Source organism: Streptococcus mitis (assembly GCF_047464945.1).
GTDB classification, from domain to species: Bacteria; Bacillota; Bacilli; order Lactobacillales; family Streptococcaceae; genus Streptococcus; species Streptococcus mitis_EA.
Genome location: NZ_JASHAX010000002.1, coordinates 134,271 through 152,612, shown reverse-complemented (window position 1 = coordinate 152,612; position 18,342 = coordinate 134,271). Strand labels below are relative to the sequence as shown.

At 40.0% G+C, this 18,342-nt stretch carries 11 protein-coding genes and 1 pseudogene; 1 reads left to right on the top strand and 11 read right to left on the bottom strand.

All coding sequences use genetic code 11. The features are described 5' to 3' along the window. Positions 1-127 precede the first annotated feature (127 nt). The 7 genes and pseudogenes from QM424_RS09860 to QM424_RS03360 form a co-directional block, all read right to left on the bottom strand. A pseudogene (locus QM424_RS09860) lies at positions 128-1,282 on the bottom strand (MucBP domain-containing protein); the annotation flags it as partial. Continuing rightward, positions 1,283-8,848: a mucin-binding protein gene (locus tag QM424_RS03385; RefSeq protein WP_414392993.1), complete on the bottom strand. Its 7,566-nt coding sequence runs from the start codon at positions 8,846-8,848 to the stop codon at positions 1,283-1,285. A gap of 447 nt (positions 8,849-9,295) precedes the next feature. Continuing rightward, entirely contained in the window at positions 9,296-10,639 is a 1,344-nt protein-coding gene (gene asnS, locus QM424_RS03380) for an asparagine--tRNA ligase (protein WP_414392991.1), read from the bottom strand. Between the two features lie 19 nt (positions 10,640-10,658). After that, entirely contained in the window at positions 10,659-10,970 is a 312-nt protein-coding gene (locus QM424_RS03375) for a VOC family protein (RefSeq protein ID WP_414392989.1), read from the bottom strand. Further along, positions 10,963-12,150 (bottom strand): pyridoxal phosphate-dependent aminotransferase, encoded by a 1,188-nt coding sequence (locus QM424_RS03370; RefSeq protein WP_261047046.1) that lies wholly within the window; start codon positions 12,148-12,150, stop codon positions 10,963-10,965. The genes QM424_RS03375 and QM424_RS03370 overlap by 8 nt, the downstream gene beginning before the upstream one ends. Beyond that, a complete protein-coding gene (locus tag QM424_RS03365; RefSeq protein ID WP_414392986.1) occupies positions 12,147-12,635 on the bottom strand; it encodes a cell wall elongation regulator TseB-like domain-containing protein in 489 nt (162 codons plus the stop codon). The genes QM424_RS03370 and QM424_RS03365 overlap by 4 nt, the downstream gene beginning before the upstream one ends. Positions 12,636-12,927: 292 nt before the next feature. After that, entirely contained in the window at positions 12,928-14,124 is a 1,197-nt protein-coding gene (locus QM424_RS03360) for an MFS transporter (RefSeq protein WP_414392984.1), read from the bottom strand. A gap of 419 nt (positions 14,125-14,543) precedes the next feature. Here QM424_RS03360 and QM424_RS03355 point away from each other — a divergent pair, with 419 nt between their 5' ends. After that, positions 14,544-15,092, top strand: coding sequence for an NADPH-dependent FMN reductase (locus tag QM424_RS03355; protein ID WP_414392982.1), 549 nt, complete (start codon positions 14,544-14,546; stop codon positions 15,090-15,092). Between the two features lie 121 nt (positions 15,093-15,213). On the opposite strand, the gene yaaA is transcribed toward QM424_RS03355, so the two are convergent. From yaaA to QM424_RS03335, 4 genes are all read right to left on the bottom strand, one after another. Then, on the bottom strand, positions 15,214-15,942 hold the full coding sequence (gene yaaA / locus QM424_RS03350; protein WP_414392980.1) for a peroxide stress protein YaaA: 729 nt from the start codon (positions 15,940-15,942) through the stop codon (positions 15,214-15,216). 78 nt (positions 15,943-16,020) lie between these two features. Further along, a complete protein-coding gene (locus QM424_RS03345; RefSeq protein WP_000508327.1) occupies positions 16,021-16,185 on the bottom strand; it encodes a YczI family protein in 165 nt (54 codons plus the stop codon). Positions 16,186-16,250: 65 nt separating this feature from the next. After that, positions 16,251-17,846, bottom strand: a complete 1,596-nt coding sequence (locus QM424_RS03340) for a hypothetical protein (protein ID WP_414392977.1) — start codon at positions 17,844-17,846, stop codon at positions 16,251-16,253. A gap of 11 nt (positions 17,847-17,857) precedes the next feature. Then, positions 17,858-18,268 carry a peptide deformylase gene (locus tag QM424_RS03335; RefSeq protein ID WP_218774234.1) on the bottom strand — a complete coding sequence of 137 codons (411 nt, stop codon included), beginning with the start codon at positions 18,266-18,268 and terminating at the stop codon, positions 17,858-17,860. Between the last annotated feature and the right edge of the window lie 74 nt (positions 18,269-18,342).

Genomic DNA, 18,342 nt, shown 5'->3' with positions numbered 1-18,342 from the left:
CTTTGCAAGGGGTAAGTGAGGTTCGCTCACAATAAACTATTATACTAGAAAACAATTTTTTACGCAAGTAAAAACACCGAAATAAAAAAAGAAGATGACGAATCATCTTCTCAAAAACTATGAGCTTTTAGTCTTCTTTTTTCTTGCGAGAAAGAAGTCCAAATCCACTAAGGGCTCCAAGAAGTCCAAGTGCTGCTAGGCCTGCATGGGCTTCTGTACCTGTGTTAGGCAACTCTTTTTGACTTGCAACATATTTAGGTGTTGCTGGTTGTTTTGGTTGCTCAGGTACTGTTGGCATTTCCGGAGTCACTGGTTGCTCTGGGGTCTCTGGCTCTTGTGGAGAAACTGGTTGTACTGGTTCAACCGGTGTTGGAGTTGGCATCTCAACTTTGCGGAAGATATGTCTGATATTTCCATTTGAACCTGTCACAGTCTTCACATATTCGTAACCTGGAATTGTTCCCGATTCTTTAGAACCTGGCTCAGTTGGTTTCAATGGATTTCCATTCTCATCAGTCCAAGTAGTTGTGTTTTGCTTACCTGGATTTGGTTGAGGAACAGGTGAAGGTGTTGGAGCTGGTGGTGTTACTTTTTCATAGACATGCTCTACATCTCCATTTGGTAGTTTCTTCGTTTCTACGAATCTGTATTCTGGGATGTCTTTCTTATCTACTGTGCCCGGCTCACTTGGATAGTTCGGAATCTCATTACTTTCTTTATCTTTGAAGAATGTATTCACTTTTTCGTAAACATGTTCTGTATCTCCATTTGGCAGTTTCTTCGTTTCTACGAATCTGTATTCTGGGATGTCTTTCTTATCTACTGTTCCTGGTTCACTTGGATAGTTCGGAATCTCATTGCCTTCTTTATCTTTGAAGAATGTACTTACTTTTTCGTAAACGTGTTCAGTTTCACCATTTGGCAGTTTCTTCGTTTCTACGAATCTGTATCCTGGAATGTCTTTCTTATCTACTGTGCCCGGCTCACTTGGATAGTTCGGAATCTCATTGCCTTCTTTATCTTTGAAGAAGGTACTTACTTTTTCGTAAACGTGTTCAGTGTCACCATTTGGCAGTTTCTTCGTTTCTACGAATCTGTACCCTGGAATGTCTTTCTTATCTACTGTGCCTGGCTCACTTGGATAGTTCGGAATCTCATTGCCTTCTTTATCTTTGAAGAATGTACTTACTTTTTCGTAAACGTGTTCAGTTTCACCATTTGGCAGTTTCTTAGTTTCTACGAAGCGGTAACCTGGGATATCTTTCTTAGGTTGTTCGCCGTCTTATCTTGGATAATTTGGAATAGATACTTCTTTACCATTTGAATCAACTGTCACATAAGACGTTGTAATCTTAGTATAGTTGATTGGAGTATCTTGACTCGGATCAGTTGGTAATGTTGGTGGCACATAACCTTTAGTTGGATCTTCTGGATCAACTGGTTTCAACGGATTTCCATCTTTATCTCTTGGAATGTAACCGGGAACATAAGGAATTACAATATCTTCTGTTGGTACACCCGGTTTAGTTGGATCACCGTTTGGATCATTTGGATAATCAATACGTGGAGGATTCGTTTGTCCTGGCACGTTTGGAATCCAGGCTCCAAGTTTCTTATAGACAACTTTTTGAATGATATCTTTGTCTTCAGCCTTAACAGTTTGATCCTTGGTAGATGCCTCAATATCTCCACTTACTGCAATATAACCTTTAACAAATGGAAGTTTATTACCAGAAAGAACATCAGTTGTAGCTTCTTTCCCTTCGCCGTAAGTAACTTCACCTGTCACCAAGTTCACCTTAGCATCACGAGTAAATTTAACTGATGAAGTCACAGAAGTAGTAACCTCTTTACCATCTCCATCAACATAAGTAATTGTACGAGTTACTTCTTCTGAAGTTGTCAATTCCTTAACGCTTTCAGGCCATACTGGTGAGTTTGGATCCTCTGGATTAATTGGTTGACCTGGAACTGGTGTCACATCACTTGGAATAACTGGAACAAGGCGTGGTTGAACAGTGACAACAAATTTTTGAACAGCATTTGTATCATTATCAAATGATTGCTTGCTGCCATCAGCTTTTGTAAACTCATCAGACACAAGTTCGTAACCAAGTTTCTTCAGTGCGTTGATACGTTCTGCAGTAGAGTAGTTCATTTCAGAACCAGAATCACCTTGAAGAATATCCACTTCACCAAGAATTGTTCCGTTAGTATCTTTGTAAGTTACAGTTGCAACTTGTGTATCAGACTTCACTTCATAAACAGTTGGTGTATACTTAGCTTTTACCTCTGTTCCGTTAGTGTCTTTACGTACAATAGTTACTCCTGTTGCAGTTCCAACGAAATCTTTATTTGGTGTGAAGGTTACCTTACCTGTTGCATCAACAGTGTATGTTCCTTCGTTTGGAACTGTTTTACTTGTTGTACCATCTTCAAATGTAGCAGGAACAGTATTGTCCATTGGTACATCTTTATGACCAGGTACAAATGTTGGTGTTCCAGATTGAGGAGTGTTCTTAGGACCTGTAGAACCTGTATCCACACCTGTTGGTGTAACTGGAGTTACAGTTGGAGTGTAACTTGATTCAACAGTTGTACCATTTGTAGGATCTGTTACAACTACTTTAGCTGGATCTGGTGTTCCAACGAAGTCTTTGTTTGGTGTGAAGGTTACTGTACCAGTTGGATCGATTGTATATGTACCAACTGTCTTACCATCCTTAGTAGCTGGGATAGTTGTTTCCTCAGTTCCAACAAACTTAGCTGGATTATCTGTTGTTGGTTTCAACTCAGTTCCATCAGCATGTTTATATGTTGGAGCACCTGTTTGTGTCTTACCTTGGATATCAGTTGATGTAGCAGGTGTTGCAGTTGGTGCTACTGGTTTGTAGATAACGTATACTGTACTATCAGTTGACTCGTTTGTTACCTCAAGGCTTGCAACAGTTTCCTTATCGTAAGTATAATTAGCTACTTCTGGAGAAACTACTTCCTCAAGTGTTTGTGCTGCTGACCAGTCGCTATACTTCACTTCTCCAGTTACTAAGTTTACAGTTGCTTCACGTGTGAAGGTTACTGTTTGAACTTCATCAGCTGTTACTTCTTTACCATTCTCATCATTGTAGCGGTACTTGATTGTACGAGTAACTGTCTTAGTTAACTCAAGATTTTCTGCAGTACTTGGCCATACAGGTGAATTTGGATTTTCTGGATCAACTGGTTGACCTGGAACAGGTTTCTCATCATTTGGAGTCACAGGTTCCACACGTTGTTTAACTATTACATTGAAGTTTTGATTTACCGCTGTGTCGTTATCAAACAGTTTATCAGCTGTCGTTGCTGCAGCGAAACTGTCTTCTACTAACGTATAGCCAGCTTTTTCAAGAGCTGCAATTGCTTTTTCACGATTAATAAAGTCGATAGCACCGTTATAAACACCTTCTACTGTCTCAACAGATGCTGCTGGTACTTTAGCTGAATCTATCGCAACTTCTGCACCAGTTGTCACATCATAGTAAGAAATAGTTGCTGTTTGAACATTCTTTCTATAAGTATATGTTACAGTAGTTGTATCATTTGTAACCTTACCTGAAACCTTCTTAGTACCTTCATCAACCGTACCATTTGTTGTTGCCACTTTAACAAGAGTGTAACCAGGAATTTCTTTTGGTTCAGTTGTGAACGGAGTCGTCACTTTTTCGTTATTTACTGGGGTTGTTGAAGGAGAGATAACGTTACCTTCTTCATCCTTATACTCAACAATGACCGTTCCATCTTCAGCAACAACAGTTGGAGTGTAAGTAGTTGTTACAGTAGTACCGTTGATATCTGCAATTTGTACACGTACTGGTGTAGCTTTGCCTGTGAATTCTTCAGTTGGTTGGAATGTAATGACATTAGTTGTTTTATCAAGAGTGTAAGTTCCTTCACCATCAACCGTAACTGTAGTTACAGCATTTCCGTTCGCATCAAGAAGTGTCAAAGTACTCTTATCAAGAGCTACTGATTTTGGTTGGCCATCTTCACCTAATACTTCAGATGTTTCTCCTTTAGCGAAGTTCAATGTTGTAGCATCTGTATCAGGAGTATCAAAAATAATTTGTGACGTTTGCGCTTGACCTTGCTTACCAGCTGTAGCTGATTCTTTAGCTGTTGGGGTTACGCCTACGATTGTTGGTGTGTAAGTCGTTGAAACTTTTGTTCCATTTTCATCTTCAGCTTGTACTTTTACTGGTTGAACTTTCCCGATATAAGATTTATTAGTTGGCGTGAAGGTTACTTTGTTAGTTGCTAGGTCAATTGTGTATTCCCCGACTTTTTTACCAGTTTCTTCTACTGCATCTACTGGAGTTCCAGGCGCTACTGGGTTACCTTCTTTATCAAGTAATACAGCTGAGTTAGCTTTAATAGGAATAACTGGGTTACCTTCTTTAAACGCAACTGTTCCTGTTTGAATAGCCCCTTGAATACCAGTGGATTCAGCAGGAGTTGCTGTTGGTACTACTGGAATAATATTAGGTGTATATGTAGTTTCTGCAGTACTTCCATTTACATCTTCTGCACGAACTACAGCCGGTGGAACTTCACCTGTATAAGTTTTATCTGTCGGTGTATATGTTACTGTATTAGTAGTTGGATCTATTGTATATTCACCTATTTTCTTACCATCTTCTGCAAATACATCCAGTTTTGCATCAGGCGCCAAAACTTGACCATCCAGTCCAACTAAACGGGCACTATTTTCTTTAAGTGCAACTGTTTCTTCTTTATCTCCTACAGTAGCTTTTCCTGGGGCAAATGATACTGTTCCTTGTTGAACAAGACCTTGAGTTTTAGAAGATTCTGCTGCAGTTCCTTTAGGCTCTACTGGCACAATTTTGGGTGTGTATGTTGCTTCCACTTTTGTTCCATTTGAATCGGCCATTTGAACACGAGCTGATAACACTTTACCAACAAATGTTTTATCTGTCGGTGTAAAGATTACTTCACCTGTAGTTTTATCTAGTGTGTAAGTACCAACAACTTTTCCTTTTTTATCTTTTGCTGGTAACTCATCTGCTTCTTCTCCTGCATCATTTAATAATTTTATTGTCTCAGGTTTCATTGGAGCATTTTCTGAACCAGGAGTAAATATTGGTGCTCCTTTTTGTGTCGCTCCTTGTACAGCAATAGACTCCCCAGGTTGTGCCGTTGGAGCTACTGGTGTAATGTGTGGAGTATATGTAGCTGTTACTTTTGTTCCATTTTCATCTTCACCTTGAATCTTAACTGGAAGCACATCTCCAACATAAGTTTTATCTCTTGGTGTAAATACTGCTATCGGTTTTCCGTCTACAACTTTAAGTGTAAATTTACCAATTTCAGTACCATCAGGTTTACGAGCTGGCACTTCTGTCGCTGGTGTCACACCATCCTCTGCAAGTAAAGTATAACCAGCAGGATTCATTGGCACTGATTTTTCAACTTCAACTGTCTCATCATTTTTATCTAAATAAGTAACTGTTGCCTTACCAGCTGTAAAAGTAATTTCTTTTTCCTGTGTTTCACCTTGAGGTTTAGTTGTTTCACCATTTTCAGCTGTTGGATTTACTGGTTTAACAGTAGGTTGGTACTGAGAAGTACCTGTTGAGGTTACAGGACGACCATCTTTATCAACCCCGACTTTACCATCAAACGATACAGTTACTGGATCCGGTGTTCCTGTAAAATCTTTGTTCGGTGTGAAGACTATTTCACCAGTAGAAGGGGTAATAGTGTATTCCCCTATTTTTTTACCATCTTTTTTCGCATCAATTGTAGTTGTATCAGTAGGTTGATTGGTAGCTGGATCTACTAATTTAACTGGGAACTCAGCAGAAGGTGAAATCTTATTGCCAGCTGTATCTTTAAATTCCGGTGTTTTGTGTTGTTTAGATCCTTGAACATCATTTGAGACTTCTGTCTTTCCAATAATCTCACGCTTCATAACACGTGGGATATAACGTCCATCCATTGTTCCTTTCTCAATAGAATCTTCAGGTGCAACTTGCTCACTAATTGGAACTAATTTATCTTCGTTTTCTCCTTCTCCATTAATGATTGTCTTCCCATTTTTACCCCATCCTGTTGTTTCGCCATTGATATCTGTACGACGAATCGTAATTCCATCTGCATCTCCAACAAAACTATCCTCTGGTACAAATTCTACATCAACATCCTTACCATTAGCTGTTATTTTATATTTCCCTTGACCCGGAACAACATAATAACCATCTACTAATTCTGCATCTGTCACAATACTTCCATCAGGTTTTACAATTTGTGGTTTAACTTCTTCATCAATTTTAGAGTCAGTATCCAAATCATAAGCTTTATGCCCGTATGCATTAAATTTAATATTAGCTCGTTGCGTAGCTCCTTGAATATCAATAGTTGTCTCTTTAGAACCACGAGGCGGGATTGTTTGTTGAATTTCAAAATCTTCAACTTCTCCAGAGTAAGCAATTCCAGTCGCTTCTTTAACATCAGCTCCATCATTTGCGATACGTAGACGAGTAGCTAATTTAGTCGCAGTTACATCTAAGTTTTGAACAGGAGTATTCCACCTTAATGTCACTTCTCCATCACTAGTAACTTTAACGGCTCCGGCTGCTTCATTCTCATCAAATTTACCATTATTATTAAAGTCAATCCATCCGTTAACCCATGCTGGAGCACCGCCGTCTAGATGGGCATCTACAGTCATCTCATAAATTCCATCATTAACTTTTTTCAGTTTGTAGTTATCACCTTTTTCAGTGGCAATTACTTTATCACCCATTAACTGACGAGCGCCTTCATCTCCGCCTTCACCATTTTCATCATCATACTTAAAGGCATTGTCTTTTGTAATCTTTTCAGTGCGAATATCAACATCTGGAGCATTAGAACCCAAATATGGTTGTTTTACACCATTTCCTTTTGCAATAGCATGTGCTACTTTACCATATGAAGCTGGAGCATCTCCTTCATCTAACATCATAAAACCAAGCATTGCACCCTGTTGCCCAGAAGATAAGATATAAATTCCCACATTTTTAGCATTACGTGTCATAACTACAGGCGCTGACATACCTGAAGAACGGTGTGTTGCAACAGGTCCAAAAACCTGTGTCCCTAATCCATCTGCATATACTGTACCATCTTTATCAACAGCGGTAGACATTGTCTCTTCAGTTATCTCAGTTGTTCTAAAGCCACGAGCCTTATCTTTTAAAAACTCAGCAAAGGCTGGTTTCCCAGAACCTTCCATTGTATATGAGTTTCCTAATTGACGTCCTTGTCCTTCTGCTGTTTTCGGTACATCGTATCTATGATCATACGTTTCTGCTATATACGAACGTGTAGTTTCGGGTCTGTTTTTATCAATAAATTTCGGATTATAAAGTTCAGTAACTAACTCAAAACCATTACCATCTGTTTTATAAATCTCAATCTCAGATGAACCTGCTTCTTCACCAGTTGTAAATACTACATTCGCAGGAACTTCTTTACCGTTTAGGATAGCTTTAACAGAAAATTCTACCCCAACGTTTGCTCCATCTTTTACAGATTGAATAACAGTTGCTCCACCAGTGTCCAGACCGTCTGTTTTTACGATAGAATACGAACCTTGTTTAACAACTTTAAGTTCAGCAGGTGTACCGTCTTTATAAACATTCTGTGCATTAGCATCGTACCCTGCCCCACCACGCTCTTTATAAGTGTCAGTAGCATTAAATGGTTTTAGTGCCGTAACCGTTAGCTCTACTACATAACCCGGTGATAACTCTTCACTGAACTTTGTTCCTACTTTAAGTTTACCGCCTGCATCTAAGTTTTCAATAGTAGCAGTTTTACTGCTAATATCAAACCATTTAATTTGTTTCTTTAATCTTTCTGTATTCTTTTCAACATATTTTTTCCAATGGTCTGCCTGTTCGTCTGCTGTCAATGGTGCTTCATCCACTCTTTCAGCTACATCAGCTAAGGCCACCTCAAATTTCCCATCACGACCAATTCCTGCTTTTTTAAGCTCACTGTAAACCGCAAGAATTGATTCATTTAAGCGAGCTAATTGGGCATCTACTTGTTCCTTTGTGACACTCTTGTCAGCTAAAAGCACTTTTGATTCATTAAGTACAGCTTGGTTCTTGGCCACCGCTGCTTCAATTGCTGCTCGATTCTCTTCTTCTACTTCCTTCTTACGAAGTTCTGTAACCGCAAGTGTATTGGTTACATCTGCTTCTGATGAAACTTTATCGAGTTCTGATTTAGCTTCTGAAAGAGCTTTTTCTGTTGGTGTAGCCTTTCTTTCTGCTTCTTCTTTTGCTACCTTATCTTTATCAGCTTGTTCTTTTTCTGATCCAAGTTTGTTTGATTCAGTTACAACTGTTCCCAATGCAGAAAGAATCTCTTTTTGAACATTTATCTCTTCTTGCTTGGCAGCTTCATTTGCCAAAACAGCTTTTGCAGTAGCTAAGGCTTCACGGGCATTAGCCACAACTGAGGCATTCGCATACTTAGCAGTTGAAAGTTTAGATTCTAAAGTAGCAATACTTGCTTCAAGAAGTGACTTATTTACTTTAACTTCTTCTTTCTTGGGTGTTTCAGTTGTCATATCAACCAACTGGATATTACTTTCTCCTAATTCTGGAGAAGAATTTTCTACTTTTTGAATATTTTCTTTAGAGTCTGAAACTGGATTTTGTTCAGTTGCAGATACTGCTCCATTTCCTAAGAACATTAAACCAGCCGCAATCGCTACTGATGCTGCTCCAAAACTGTATTTACGAATACCGTAACGAATATACTTTTCCGTTCTAAAATCTTGTTGTTTACCCTTCATTTAGAGTCACAACCTCCTTTATGCATACTTTTTAATATTGAATTGAAATATCCAGACAAATAAAAAGCCCCCCCCCCTTAAATTTTTTATCAATATTAAGGGATTATCATTTTAAAAAGGGTTGCCCAATAATTATCAATATTACTTGATATTGTATCATGCCACTATTACTAATTCAAGTTTAATGCTTATATATATTTATCGTTTCAATTTGAAGAAAATAGAACATACATAAGTTTTTAAACAATCACATCAATATACTAAGATACGAAACTCTATTCTAAACAACTAGTAGTATGTTTCTATCAAAAACTCAATTTTATATGAAAAGGAAGTAAAGATTTTCAGAAAAGCCGCATATTATCACGGTTTTGAATGCCTGATAATATTTCCTTTCGCTTCCAGAGATTTCTATGAAAAAAACGCCACATGGGCGTTTTCCTATTCTTATGGTTTAATACGGTGCAACATACGTGGGAACGGAATGGCTTCACGGATGTGTTTTGTTCCTGCCGCGAAGGTTACCATACGTTCGATACCGATACCAAATCCTCCGTGAGGAACTGTACCGTATTTACGAAGGTCAAGGTAGAATTCGTACTCTGTCCGATCCATACCAAGTTCATCCATTTTTGCGACAAGGGCATCGTAGTCTTCCTCACGCATAGAACCACCGATGATTTCTCCATAGCCTTCTGGAGCAAGCAAGTCTGCACAAAGCACGCGCTCTGGATTTCCAGGAACTGGTTTCATGTAAAATGCCTTGATGGCTGCTGGATAGTTCATGACAAATGTTGGCACACCAAAGTGGTTTGAAATCCAAGTTTCATGTGGTGAACCAAAGTCATCACCATGCTCAAGATGTTCGTAGTCAGCATCTTCATCATTCTCATGCTCTTGCAAGAGGTCAATGGCTTGATCGTAAGTGATACGTTTGAATGGCTCTGAAATGTAGCGTTTCAAGAGTTCTGTATCACGTTCCAAGGTTTCTAAGGCTTGAGGCGCACGGTCAAGAACACCTTGAAGAAGAGCTTTCACATAAGCTTCTTGCAAGTCGAGTGACTCATCGTGTGTCAAGTATGAGTACTCTGCGTCCATCATCCAGAACTCAGTCAAGTGACGGCGCGTTTTTGATTTTTCGGCACGGAATACTGGACCAAAATCAAAGACACGACCAAGAGCCATAGCGCCTGCTTCTAAGTAAAGCTGACCTGATTGGCTCAAGTAGGCTGGCGTTCCGAAGTAGTCCGTTTCAAAGAGTTCTGTTGAATCTTCTGCCGCATTTCCTGAAAGAATTGGGCTATCAAATTTCATGAAGCCGTTCTTGTCAAAGAACTCATAAGTTGCATAGATGATAGCGTTACGGATTTGCATCACCGCTACTTGCTTACGAGAGCGTAGCCACAAGTGACGGTTGTCCATCAAGAAGTCTGTTCCGTGTTCTTTTGGTGTAATTGGGTAGTCTTGAGATTCACCAATCACTTCGATATCTGTGATATCAAGCTCATAACCAAACTTAGAACGTTCGTCTTCTTTGACAATCCCTGTCACATAAACAGAAGTTTCTTGGCTCAAGCGTTTGATGACATCAAACTTTTCAGCTCCTACTTCTTCACCAAATTTTTCTACAAAGTTTGGTTTAAAGGCTACACCTTGGAAGAAGGCTGTTCCATCACGCAATTGCAAGAAGGCGATTTTCCCTTTTCCTGATTTGTTGGCAACCCAAGCGCCAATCGTCACTTCTTGACCAACATAGTCTTTTACATCAATAATCGTTACACGTTTTGTCATTATTTTTCCTTTTTCTTTTTTATTCTTTATGGCAAACCACTTCTATATTGTTCCCATCTGGGTCAATCACAAAAGCAGCGTAGTAAATCGGTTGCTCACTGCGATAACCAGGAGCCCCATTGTCTCGCCCACCTGCCTCTAAGCCAGCCTCATAACAAGCTTGAACCTCTTCCTTATTTTCTGCTAAAAAAGCAAAGTGAATAGGATCTTGTGTCCCCTGAGCCAGCCAAAAATCACCACCAGGATGAGGGCTGTTTGGGGCAAGAAAACTCCTATAAAATCCTTCTGAAATTTGTAAATCCTTTACCTTAATTTCAAAATGATCAATCATTCTCACTCCCCATAAATGCTTTCAAGCGTTTAACTGCTTCTTTAAGTGTGTCTAGGTCTGTCGCATAGCTGAGGCGGACATTTTCTGGAGCTCCAAATCCTGCTCCTGTTACCAAGGCCACTTCAGCTTCTTCTAGGATAGCGGTTGTAAATTCTGTCACATCCGTATAGCCTTTCATCTCCATTGCCTTTTTGACATTTGGGAAGAGATAGAAGGCTCCTTGCGGTTTGACCACTTCAAATCCTGGCACTTCCGCAAGAAGGGGATAGATGGTGTTTAGTCGTTCCTCAAAGGCCTGACGCATGCTTTCTACAGTATCTTGCTCCCCTGATAGGGCCTCAACTGCTGCATACTGGGCTACTGCTGACGGATTAGAGGTTGTTTGACCTGCAATCTTGGACATGGCCGAGATAATGTCTACTTCTCCGACGGCATAGCCAATACGCCAACCAGTCATAGCATAGGTTTTAGACACACCATTGATGACCACTGTTTGCTTGCGAATCGCTTCGGATAGGCTAGAAATCGGTGTGAATTCATGGCCATTATAGACCAAGCGACCATAGATATCATCTGCTAGGATGAGAATGTCCTTTTCTACAGCCCAGTTCCCGATTGCCAAGAGTTCCTCACGGGTGTAAATCATACCTGTCGGATTGGATGGTGAATTCAGCACCAAAACCTTGGTCTTGTCTGTGCGAGCCGCTTCCAACTGCTCTACGGTCACCTTAAAGTGATTGTCTTCCTTAGCAGGAACAAAGACTGGCACCCCCTCTGCCATCTTGACCTGGTCTCCATAACTGACCCAGTATGGGGTTGGGATGATGACTTCATCACCTGGATTGACCACGGCCATAAAGAAGGTATAGAGAGAATATTTGGCTCCAGCAGCGACTGTCACTTGATTTGGCGCTACAGAATAGCCATAAAAGCGCTCAAAATAGGTATTAACCGCCGCCTTAAGTTCTGGCAGACCTGAGGTTACTGTATAAAAAGAAGCACGCCCATCTTGAATCGATGCAATGGCGGCATCTTGGATATTTTTTGGAGTAGTGAAATCTGGCTCACCCAAGGTTAGAGACAAAATATCTCTTCCCTCAGCCTTCAGTGCTTTGGCACGGGCTCCAGCAGCCAAGGTCACACTTTCTTCCATTTCTAAAACACGGTTGGATAGTTTCATAGGCCCTCCTTATTGACCAATGCTCCTGTTTCAAAATCTACTAGATAAAAATTAGTTCCTGACTTAACTTCCCAGATTGGTTTGTCTTGATAACGACCAAAGGTAATTTTGTCAATCTCGCCAGCTCCTTTTTCCTTAGAAACCGCTTCTGCTTTTTCTTGTGAAACACCCTGATTTAGCTGATAAACGTAAATCTTATGGTCATCTTTTCCAATCAGGACAGCAAGCGCTTCTTGCTGTTTATTACGACCAAGAACGCTATAATAGGATTCCAAGCCATTGTATAAATCAACCTGATCAGCCTGCTCTAATCCTGCATACTGCTGAGCTAATTTTTCTCCTTCACTTTTAGCTGTTTGATAGGGTTTCATGCCGAGAGAAACCAGATACAGAAAGGAAGCACTGATAACCACAAGCAAAATCGTCATCCCTAGACCATACTGCCACAGTAGATTATTTTTTGCTTTGTTTTGTCTTTTTTTCACTCGTCTATTTTACCATCTATTAAGCTTTATTACAAGTGAATGCAAGAATACTCTTCGAAAATCAAATTCAAACCACGTCAGCTTCTCCTTGCCGTACCCAAGTACTGTCTGCGGCTAGCTTCCTAGTTTGCTCTTTGATTTTCATTGAGTATAAGAAACCAATTCTATTTCTCCCTTCAAAGCAAACCGATTTTTCTTGATTAAAACCGATCAAGAAAAGTAAAGACAGCTCCAAAATCAACCTATTAAAAAACCTGAGCTTAGTACTCAAGTTTTCGTAAGTTCTTTTAATCTATGGAATTATTTTATCATCTATTCTTTTAGCCATTTTTCCTAAAAATACAGGCAGTAGAAGGCTAATCATGACTAAAAAGAATCCTAGATAAAGAAATGTTACTACAAAGCCTAAATGGTCAATCAACCAGCCTGTCAATGGAAAGAACACAATCATACTAAGGCTAAACATCATAGAGTAGACACTCAGCATGGTTGCCCTTACTTCACTTGGAAGCCGCTCTTGCAAATCGTTGTCAAAAATCGGCTGAAAAAGAGCATATAGAGCATTACTAATCAAATAAATCAAAATATAGATTAAAGGTGTCCCAAAGTAGGACAGCATATAGGTAACTCCAGTCAGCAGGACGAGGACAGGGAAAAGCTTCAAGGCGGCATATTTCTCTCCAATCCTACTCGCTAGATAGACTGCGACGATATTTAAGATACTACCAAGTAGCATAACTGCTGAAATTTGCCAACCACTTAAATCTGGTAACTGATTTTGATAGTAAAAATAAAACATGCACATGAGTACTCCGACAATCTGAGACAAAATCATCCAGTTGAAAAGCATGGGATTTCGCTTCAACTCATCCTTAACAGTCCAAATAATCTGTTTCATGGTCACACTATCAGCTTTTTCTAGCTTGACACTAGGTTCTTTCAGCATCCAAATCAGGAAAAGAACTATGATAGAAGTGGCAATCATGATATAGTAGGTCAGGTGCAATTGACCATGGACAAAAAATCCCGCCAACACTGTCCCCAAAGACCGAGTTCCTTCTGCTACTCCTGACATAAAACTTGAAATAGATAAGTAACGCTCCTTCAGTCCAGCCTCTACAGCCGAGTCATAGACCATTGCTGCGCTTGTGCCTGAATCAAAATTATAAGACAAGGCACTTACCGCCATCGCTAAGGCATAAATCCAAAAATTTCCCTGCCCAGCCAACATAAGAATAGAAGACAGAATCCCTGCTATTCGACTTAAATAAAGGTTGGTCTTATAGGAATAGCGGTCAGCTAACATTCCAGATGGAATTTCACAGAGAAGACTGGTCGTATGAAAAATACTTTCCAGAAGTCCAATCTGCCAAAGAGACATTCCGTTTTGACTGAGAAAGAGAATCCAAAAACTGGTAATCCCTAAAAATGCAAAAAACTCAACTCCGGCCATCAGGCCAATATTTTTCCGATAATTTCTTATTAACATCTTTTCTCCTTAACAAGTGTATTATTATTTCTTTTGTCCGTCACTTGTTAATCTGTGCTTTACATGATCTCCACCCCTTTTAGAAGCATTCTTCAATGCCATTATTGTTCCTTTAATGATTTATGAAATGATATCGGAAAATAGCCGTTCTACGGTTTCTATTGCGAGTTTTCTTGTTTATTTTAGCACTTATGTCATCATATTACAAGAGAATATAGGAATACTCCTATAAAATCAAAGAAAACCAAAATCCAAAAAACAGTTCTTACTTTTCCAGTGGCAACTGACTAGAGTTTCAGCAATTTTATATTTTTCAAATAAAGTCTGAGCAAATTTCTTGCAAGGTGTTTTCTTTTGTTGTAATATATTTTATAACAACGAGAAGGTTCTCGTAAATTTAAAGAAAAAGGAGACACATCATGTCTAAAAAAGTATTATTTATCGTCGGGTCACTACGTCAAGGTTCTTTCAACCACCAAATGGCTCTCGAAGCTGAGAAAGCACTTGCTGGTAAAGCAGAGGTTAGCTACCTTGATTATTCAGCTGTTCCTCTCTTCAGCCAAGATTTGGAAGTTCCAACTCATCCAGCTGTAGCGACTGCTCGTGAAGCGGTTCTCGCTGCGGATGCCATCTGGATCTTCTCTCCAGTCTACAACTTCTCTATCCCTGGAACAGTGAAAAACTTGCTTGATTGGCTATCTCGTGCCCTTGACTTGTCTGATACACGTGGTGCTTCTGCCCTTCAAGACAAGTTTGTCACCGTATCATCTGTAGCCAATGCAGGTCACGATCAACTCTTCGCTATCTACAAGGACCTCTTGCCATTTATCCGTACACAAATCGTTGGCGATTTCACTGCTGCACGTGTCAATGACTCTGCTTGGGCAGACGGAAAATTGGTTCTAGAAGAAACAGTCCTAAACTCACTTGAAAAACAAGCTCAAGACTTGGTTAATGCGATCAAGTAACTAACATAATAAAAGCGAACAAGACTACTTTTCTGACACTCAGAAGACTAGCTTGTTCGCTTTTTCTCATTTATAAACTAAAATGTCTGATGATACATATTGTCCAATACAAAATATCTTTTCATACTTCCTTTACAAAAACCAATTCCTGTGGCTGTGACAAATCTTCTCGGTAGTTAAATCCTGCAAAGTTTAAGCGACGAACTTCCTCCACTGTTTGAACTTGATTTTCTATCAGGGCTGTTAGGAAGGCACCACGCGCTTTCTTGGAAATAGTTGAGTGAATCTTCAGCTGACCACCCTTGTCCTCCATGAATTTGAAGGTCACCATTTTTTCTCTAATTTCCTTAGAAAATACAGTCTCAAACTCTGATGACAAGAGAGAGAAAATCACTTCTTCCTGCGTCACAGCTTCATCATAAGCTACCTTCCAATGGCTCTTCAAAGTTTTACCAGCTACTTTTAATTTCATCAAAAAGTCCAAACGGTGAGGGGCCATGGGTGACAAGGCTGGAACGACTCCGTACAAAGCCGAGGTAATGAAGACATGATTTTCAAAATAGGCTTGTTCTGCCTCGGTCAATTTGTCTCGCTTGATATGGCGATACATAAGCCCATCAAAAAGTTTCAAGGCTGGATAGTGTTGAGCAGTTTTGTTTTTTAAAGCTTGGATATTTTGAAATTCTTCCGCTGCCTTCTCAGCTGATACCTTGTAAAAACTCTCCAATTGACTAGCAGAATAGAGAGCCAAGGCATCCAGCACAGCCTGACTTTCTGGTTTTAAAGGATTTGCCTCGATACTTGGCAAATCTGTGTTCATTTCTTTTGCTGTTGGGATTAAAATTTTCATATTGATAGTGTAGCATATTTTTTGACCACAACCAAGAAATTCATCTGAAAAACCTCGGTTTGACCGAGGCTTCTCTATTTATTTTGGCCATCCTAACCAGACAGCTACGAGAACAAGGGCTAGGCCAGCTAAACTTGTTAAGATAGATAAGAATTTATCTTTTTTCTCCTTGAACTGAGAAAAACCTATCTTCAAAGCGAGCAGTCCGAGTAGCATTGAAGCAACCATCACATAAAAACCCATTTGTTGTCCTCCATTAGTCTTTAAATTCCCTTATTATAACATACACTTCTTAAATAAAGCCGTTCTTACTTTAGCTTAAAGTTCTTGAGATAATTGTCTTTTCCTACTTGACCTTCAAAGGTTTTACCATTTTCAAGGTAAGGAAGGTCATCTGATACAGAGGCCTTAACCTTGTAAATCTTGCCATCAACTTTAAAGAAGTAGACAGTATCGCCCTTGATAACAGCAGATTTGAGGTCTGCTACCACTCCCTTGATACTTTCAGTTGTTGCATTGTCAATCTCAAGATCGTTTTTATTGGCATATTTACTGAGCAGTTCTTCTACTGTCGTGGCTACGATAACATTTTGGTACTCGACTGCATCTACCAAAGCGTACTCTTTGACCAAGCCAGCATTGTCCTTCAAGCCCATGATGTAGAGAGGCTTGTCATTGAGGTTGATGAGGATTGGGAAGGTTGCCTTGTAGGATTTCTCCTGAACAGCGCCTTCGGCTGATTCACGGGCTGATTCTTCGGTCGCAGAAGCCAAGCTGTACTTAGTGATTTCTCCTGTTCGCATATTTTCAAGGATAAAACCAAGATTGCTCTCATCCGCATTGGCCGACGTAACGCCAGTGTAGAGGTAGATGTCATTACCGATAGACAAATAATTATATCCCTTGGTAGTTTGGGTCACGTTTTTCTTGGAAATCATGGCATTCCAGAAACCGTCCTTGTACTTACCATTGTAATTGATTTGCTCAATGGTTTCCTCAGCTGGATAAACCCTGTCCACCCATTCTGGAACATCTGCCAAGCTGTATTCCTTGGTGTCTCCATTTGTGGCATCCAGGATAATGACTGAAACAGGACGAGGAACAGCAAGTCCAAATTGCTTTTGGTAAACCGTTGCTACATAGAAAGGATTGCCCTCATCGTCCACCTCGAAAGATGGAGTTTTGAAGATTTTGGTTGGGTACTTCAAGCGCAGGTGGCGTTTGACATCACGGTTAAAATACTCCGAGTCAGAATACTTGATTGGTGTCTTCAAGTCCACCAAGTCCGCATTCCCGGTTACCATGTCCACCTTGATATACTCTCCAATTCCCTTGGCTTGATTATTAAACCACTTGATAGGATCTGCGTATTCTAGTGGTGTAACCCGATAAGGCTTCCCATCAATTGTCAGTTGGGTGTATGTATCTGCCGCTACATACTGCGACACCTTATCTGTTAGGGAACCCAAGTAGCGGTCACCAATTTTTTCAGCAGTACTTCTATCTAAAATAGGAACCTTACTGGTATCAGTCTTAGGAAATTCAGTAAAGTCTTTTTCCGTAACCGTGACTACATTGGCATAATTTTTAGCCTGAAAAATGCTAGAAGTCACTAAGGAAACCAAGGCTGCTAAGAGAAGAATTCCTCCAATAGAAGCTAAAAGGATTTTCCCTAACCGATTGATTTTGAAACCTTCAAGATTTAAGGCAGCTTCTGCCTTGCCGTGGCGCACATGAACCGTTTTGACCAGATTGATTCCCTTGCCAAAGCCAAATAAGACTGCTACAACCAGCAAATGCCCACAGAGGAAAAAGAGAAATTCCCAGCTAGTCAGGTTAAGGGGTGGTAAAAAGATATACCAGGTCGTTGCGATAAAAATAAGTTCAAAGATTATCCGTTTCATTTTCTGTCCTCCTAAATGATTCGTCCTTCCAAGTGATCCAGTTCATGCTGGCAAATCTGAGCTGGGAAGCCTGTCAAGGTAATGGTCTGTTCCTGCCACTTGCTGTCACGATAGGACACCCTTATGGTTTCATAACGCTTAGTGGGTCTCACACCCATCAAGGACAAACAGCCTTCCTCTGTCTCATAAGGTCCTTCAGAGGATAGGAGCACTGGGTTAAACATGACCACAGGAACCAAGCCCAGATTAAAGATAATCACGCGCTTCTGCACCCCAATCATATTGGCAGCCAGACCAACACAAGTTTCTCGATTTGCTAAGAGTGTATCCTGCAAATCTCTGGCAAGATACAGGTCTTCCTGACTTGCCGGCTGAGATACCTGAGATAAAAACAAAATATCCTTCACAATTTTCTTTTCCACTTCCTCACACTCCTCTTGCTTTTTACTATATTATAGCAATTATAGCACAAAAGCTGATAACTGCAAGCCCTTTC

Excerpts from the sequence above, each read along its gene's own strand:
- QM424_RS03385 (WP_414392993.1), bottom strand. The coding sequence starts at position 8,848 with ATGAAGGGTAAACAACAAGATTTTAGAACGGAAAAGTATATTCGTTAC.
- asnS (WP_414392991.1), bottom strand. The coding sequence starts at position 10,639 with ATGACAAAACGTGTAACGATTATTGATGTAAAAGACTATGTTGGTCAA.
- QM424_RS03375 (WP_414392989.1), bottom strand. The coding sequence starts at position 10,970 with ATGATTGATCATTTTGAAATTAAGGTAAAGGATTTACAAATTTCAGAA.
- QM424_RS03370 (WP_261047046.1), bottom strand. The coding sequence starts at position 12,150 with ATGAAACTATCCAACCGTGTTTTAGAAATGGAAGAAAGTGTGACCTTG.
- QM424_RS03360 (WP_414392984.1), bottom strand. The coding sequence starts at position 14,124 with ATGTTAATAAGAAATTATCGGAAAAATATTGGCCTGATGGCCGGAGTT.
- QM424_RS03355 (WP_414392982.1), top strand. The coding sequence starts at position 14,544 with ATGTCTAAAAAAGTATTATTTATCGTCGGGTCACTACGTCAAGGTTCT.
- yaaA (WP_414392980.1), bottom strand. The coding sequence starts at position 15,942 with ATGAAAATTTTAATCCCAACAGCAAAAGAAATGAACACAGATTTGCCA.
- QM424_RS03345 (WP_000508327.1), bottom strand. The coding sequence starts at position 16,185 with ATGGGTTTTTATGTGATGGTTGCTTCAATGCTACTCGGACTGCTCGCT.
- QM424_RS03340 (WP_414392977.1), bottom strand. The coding sequence starts at position 17,846 with ATGAAACGGATAATCTTTGAACTTATTTTTATCGCAACGACCTGGTAT.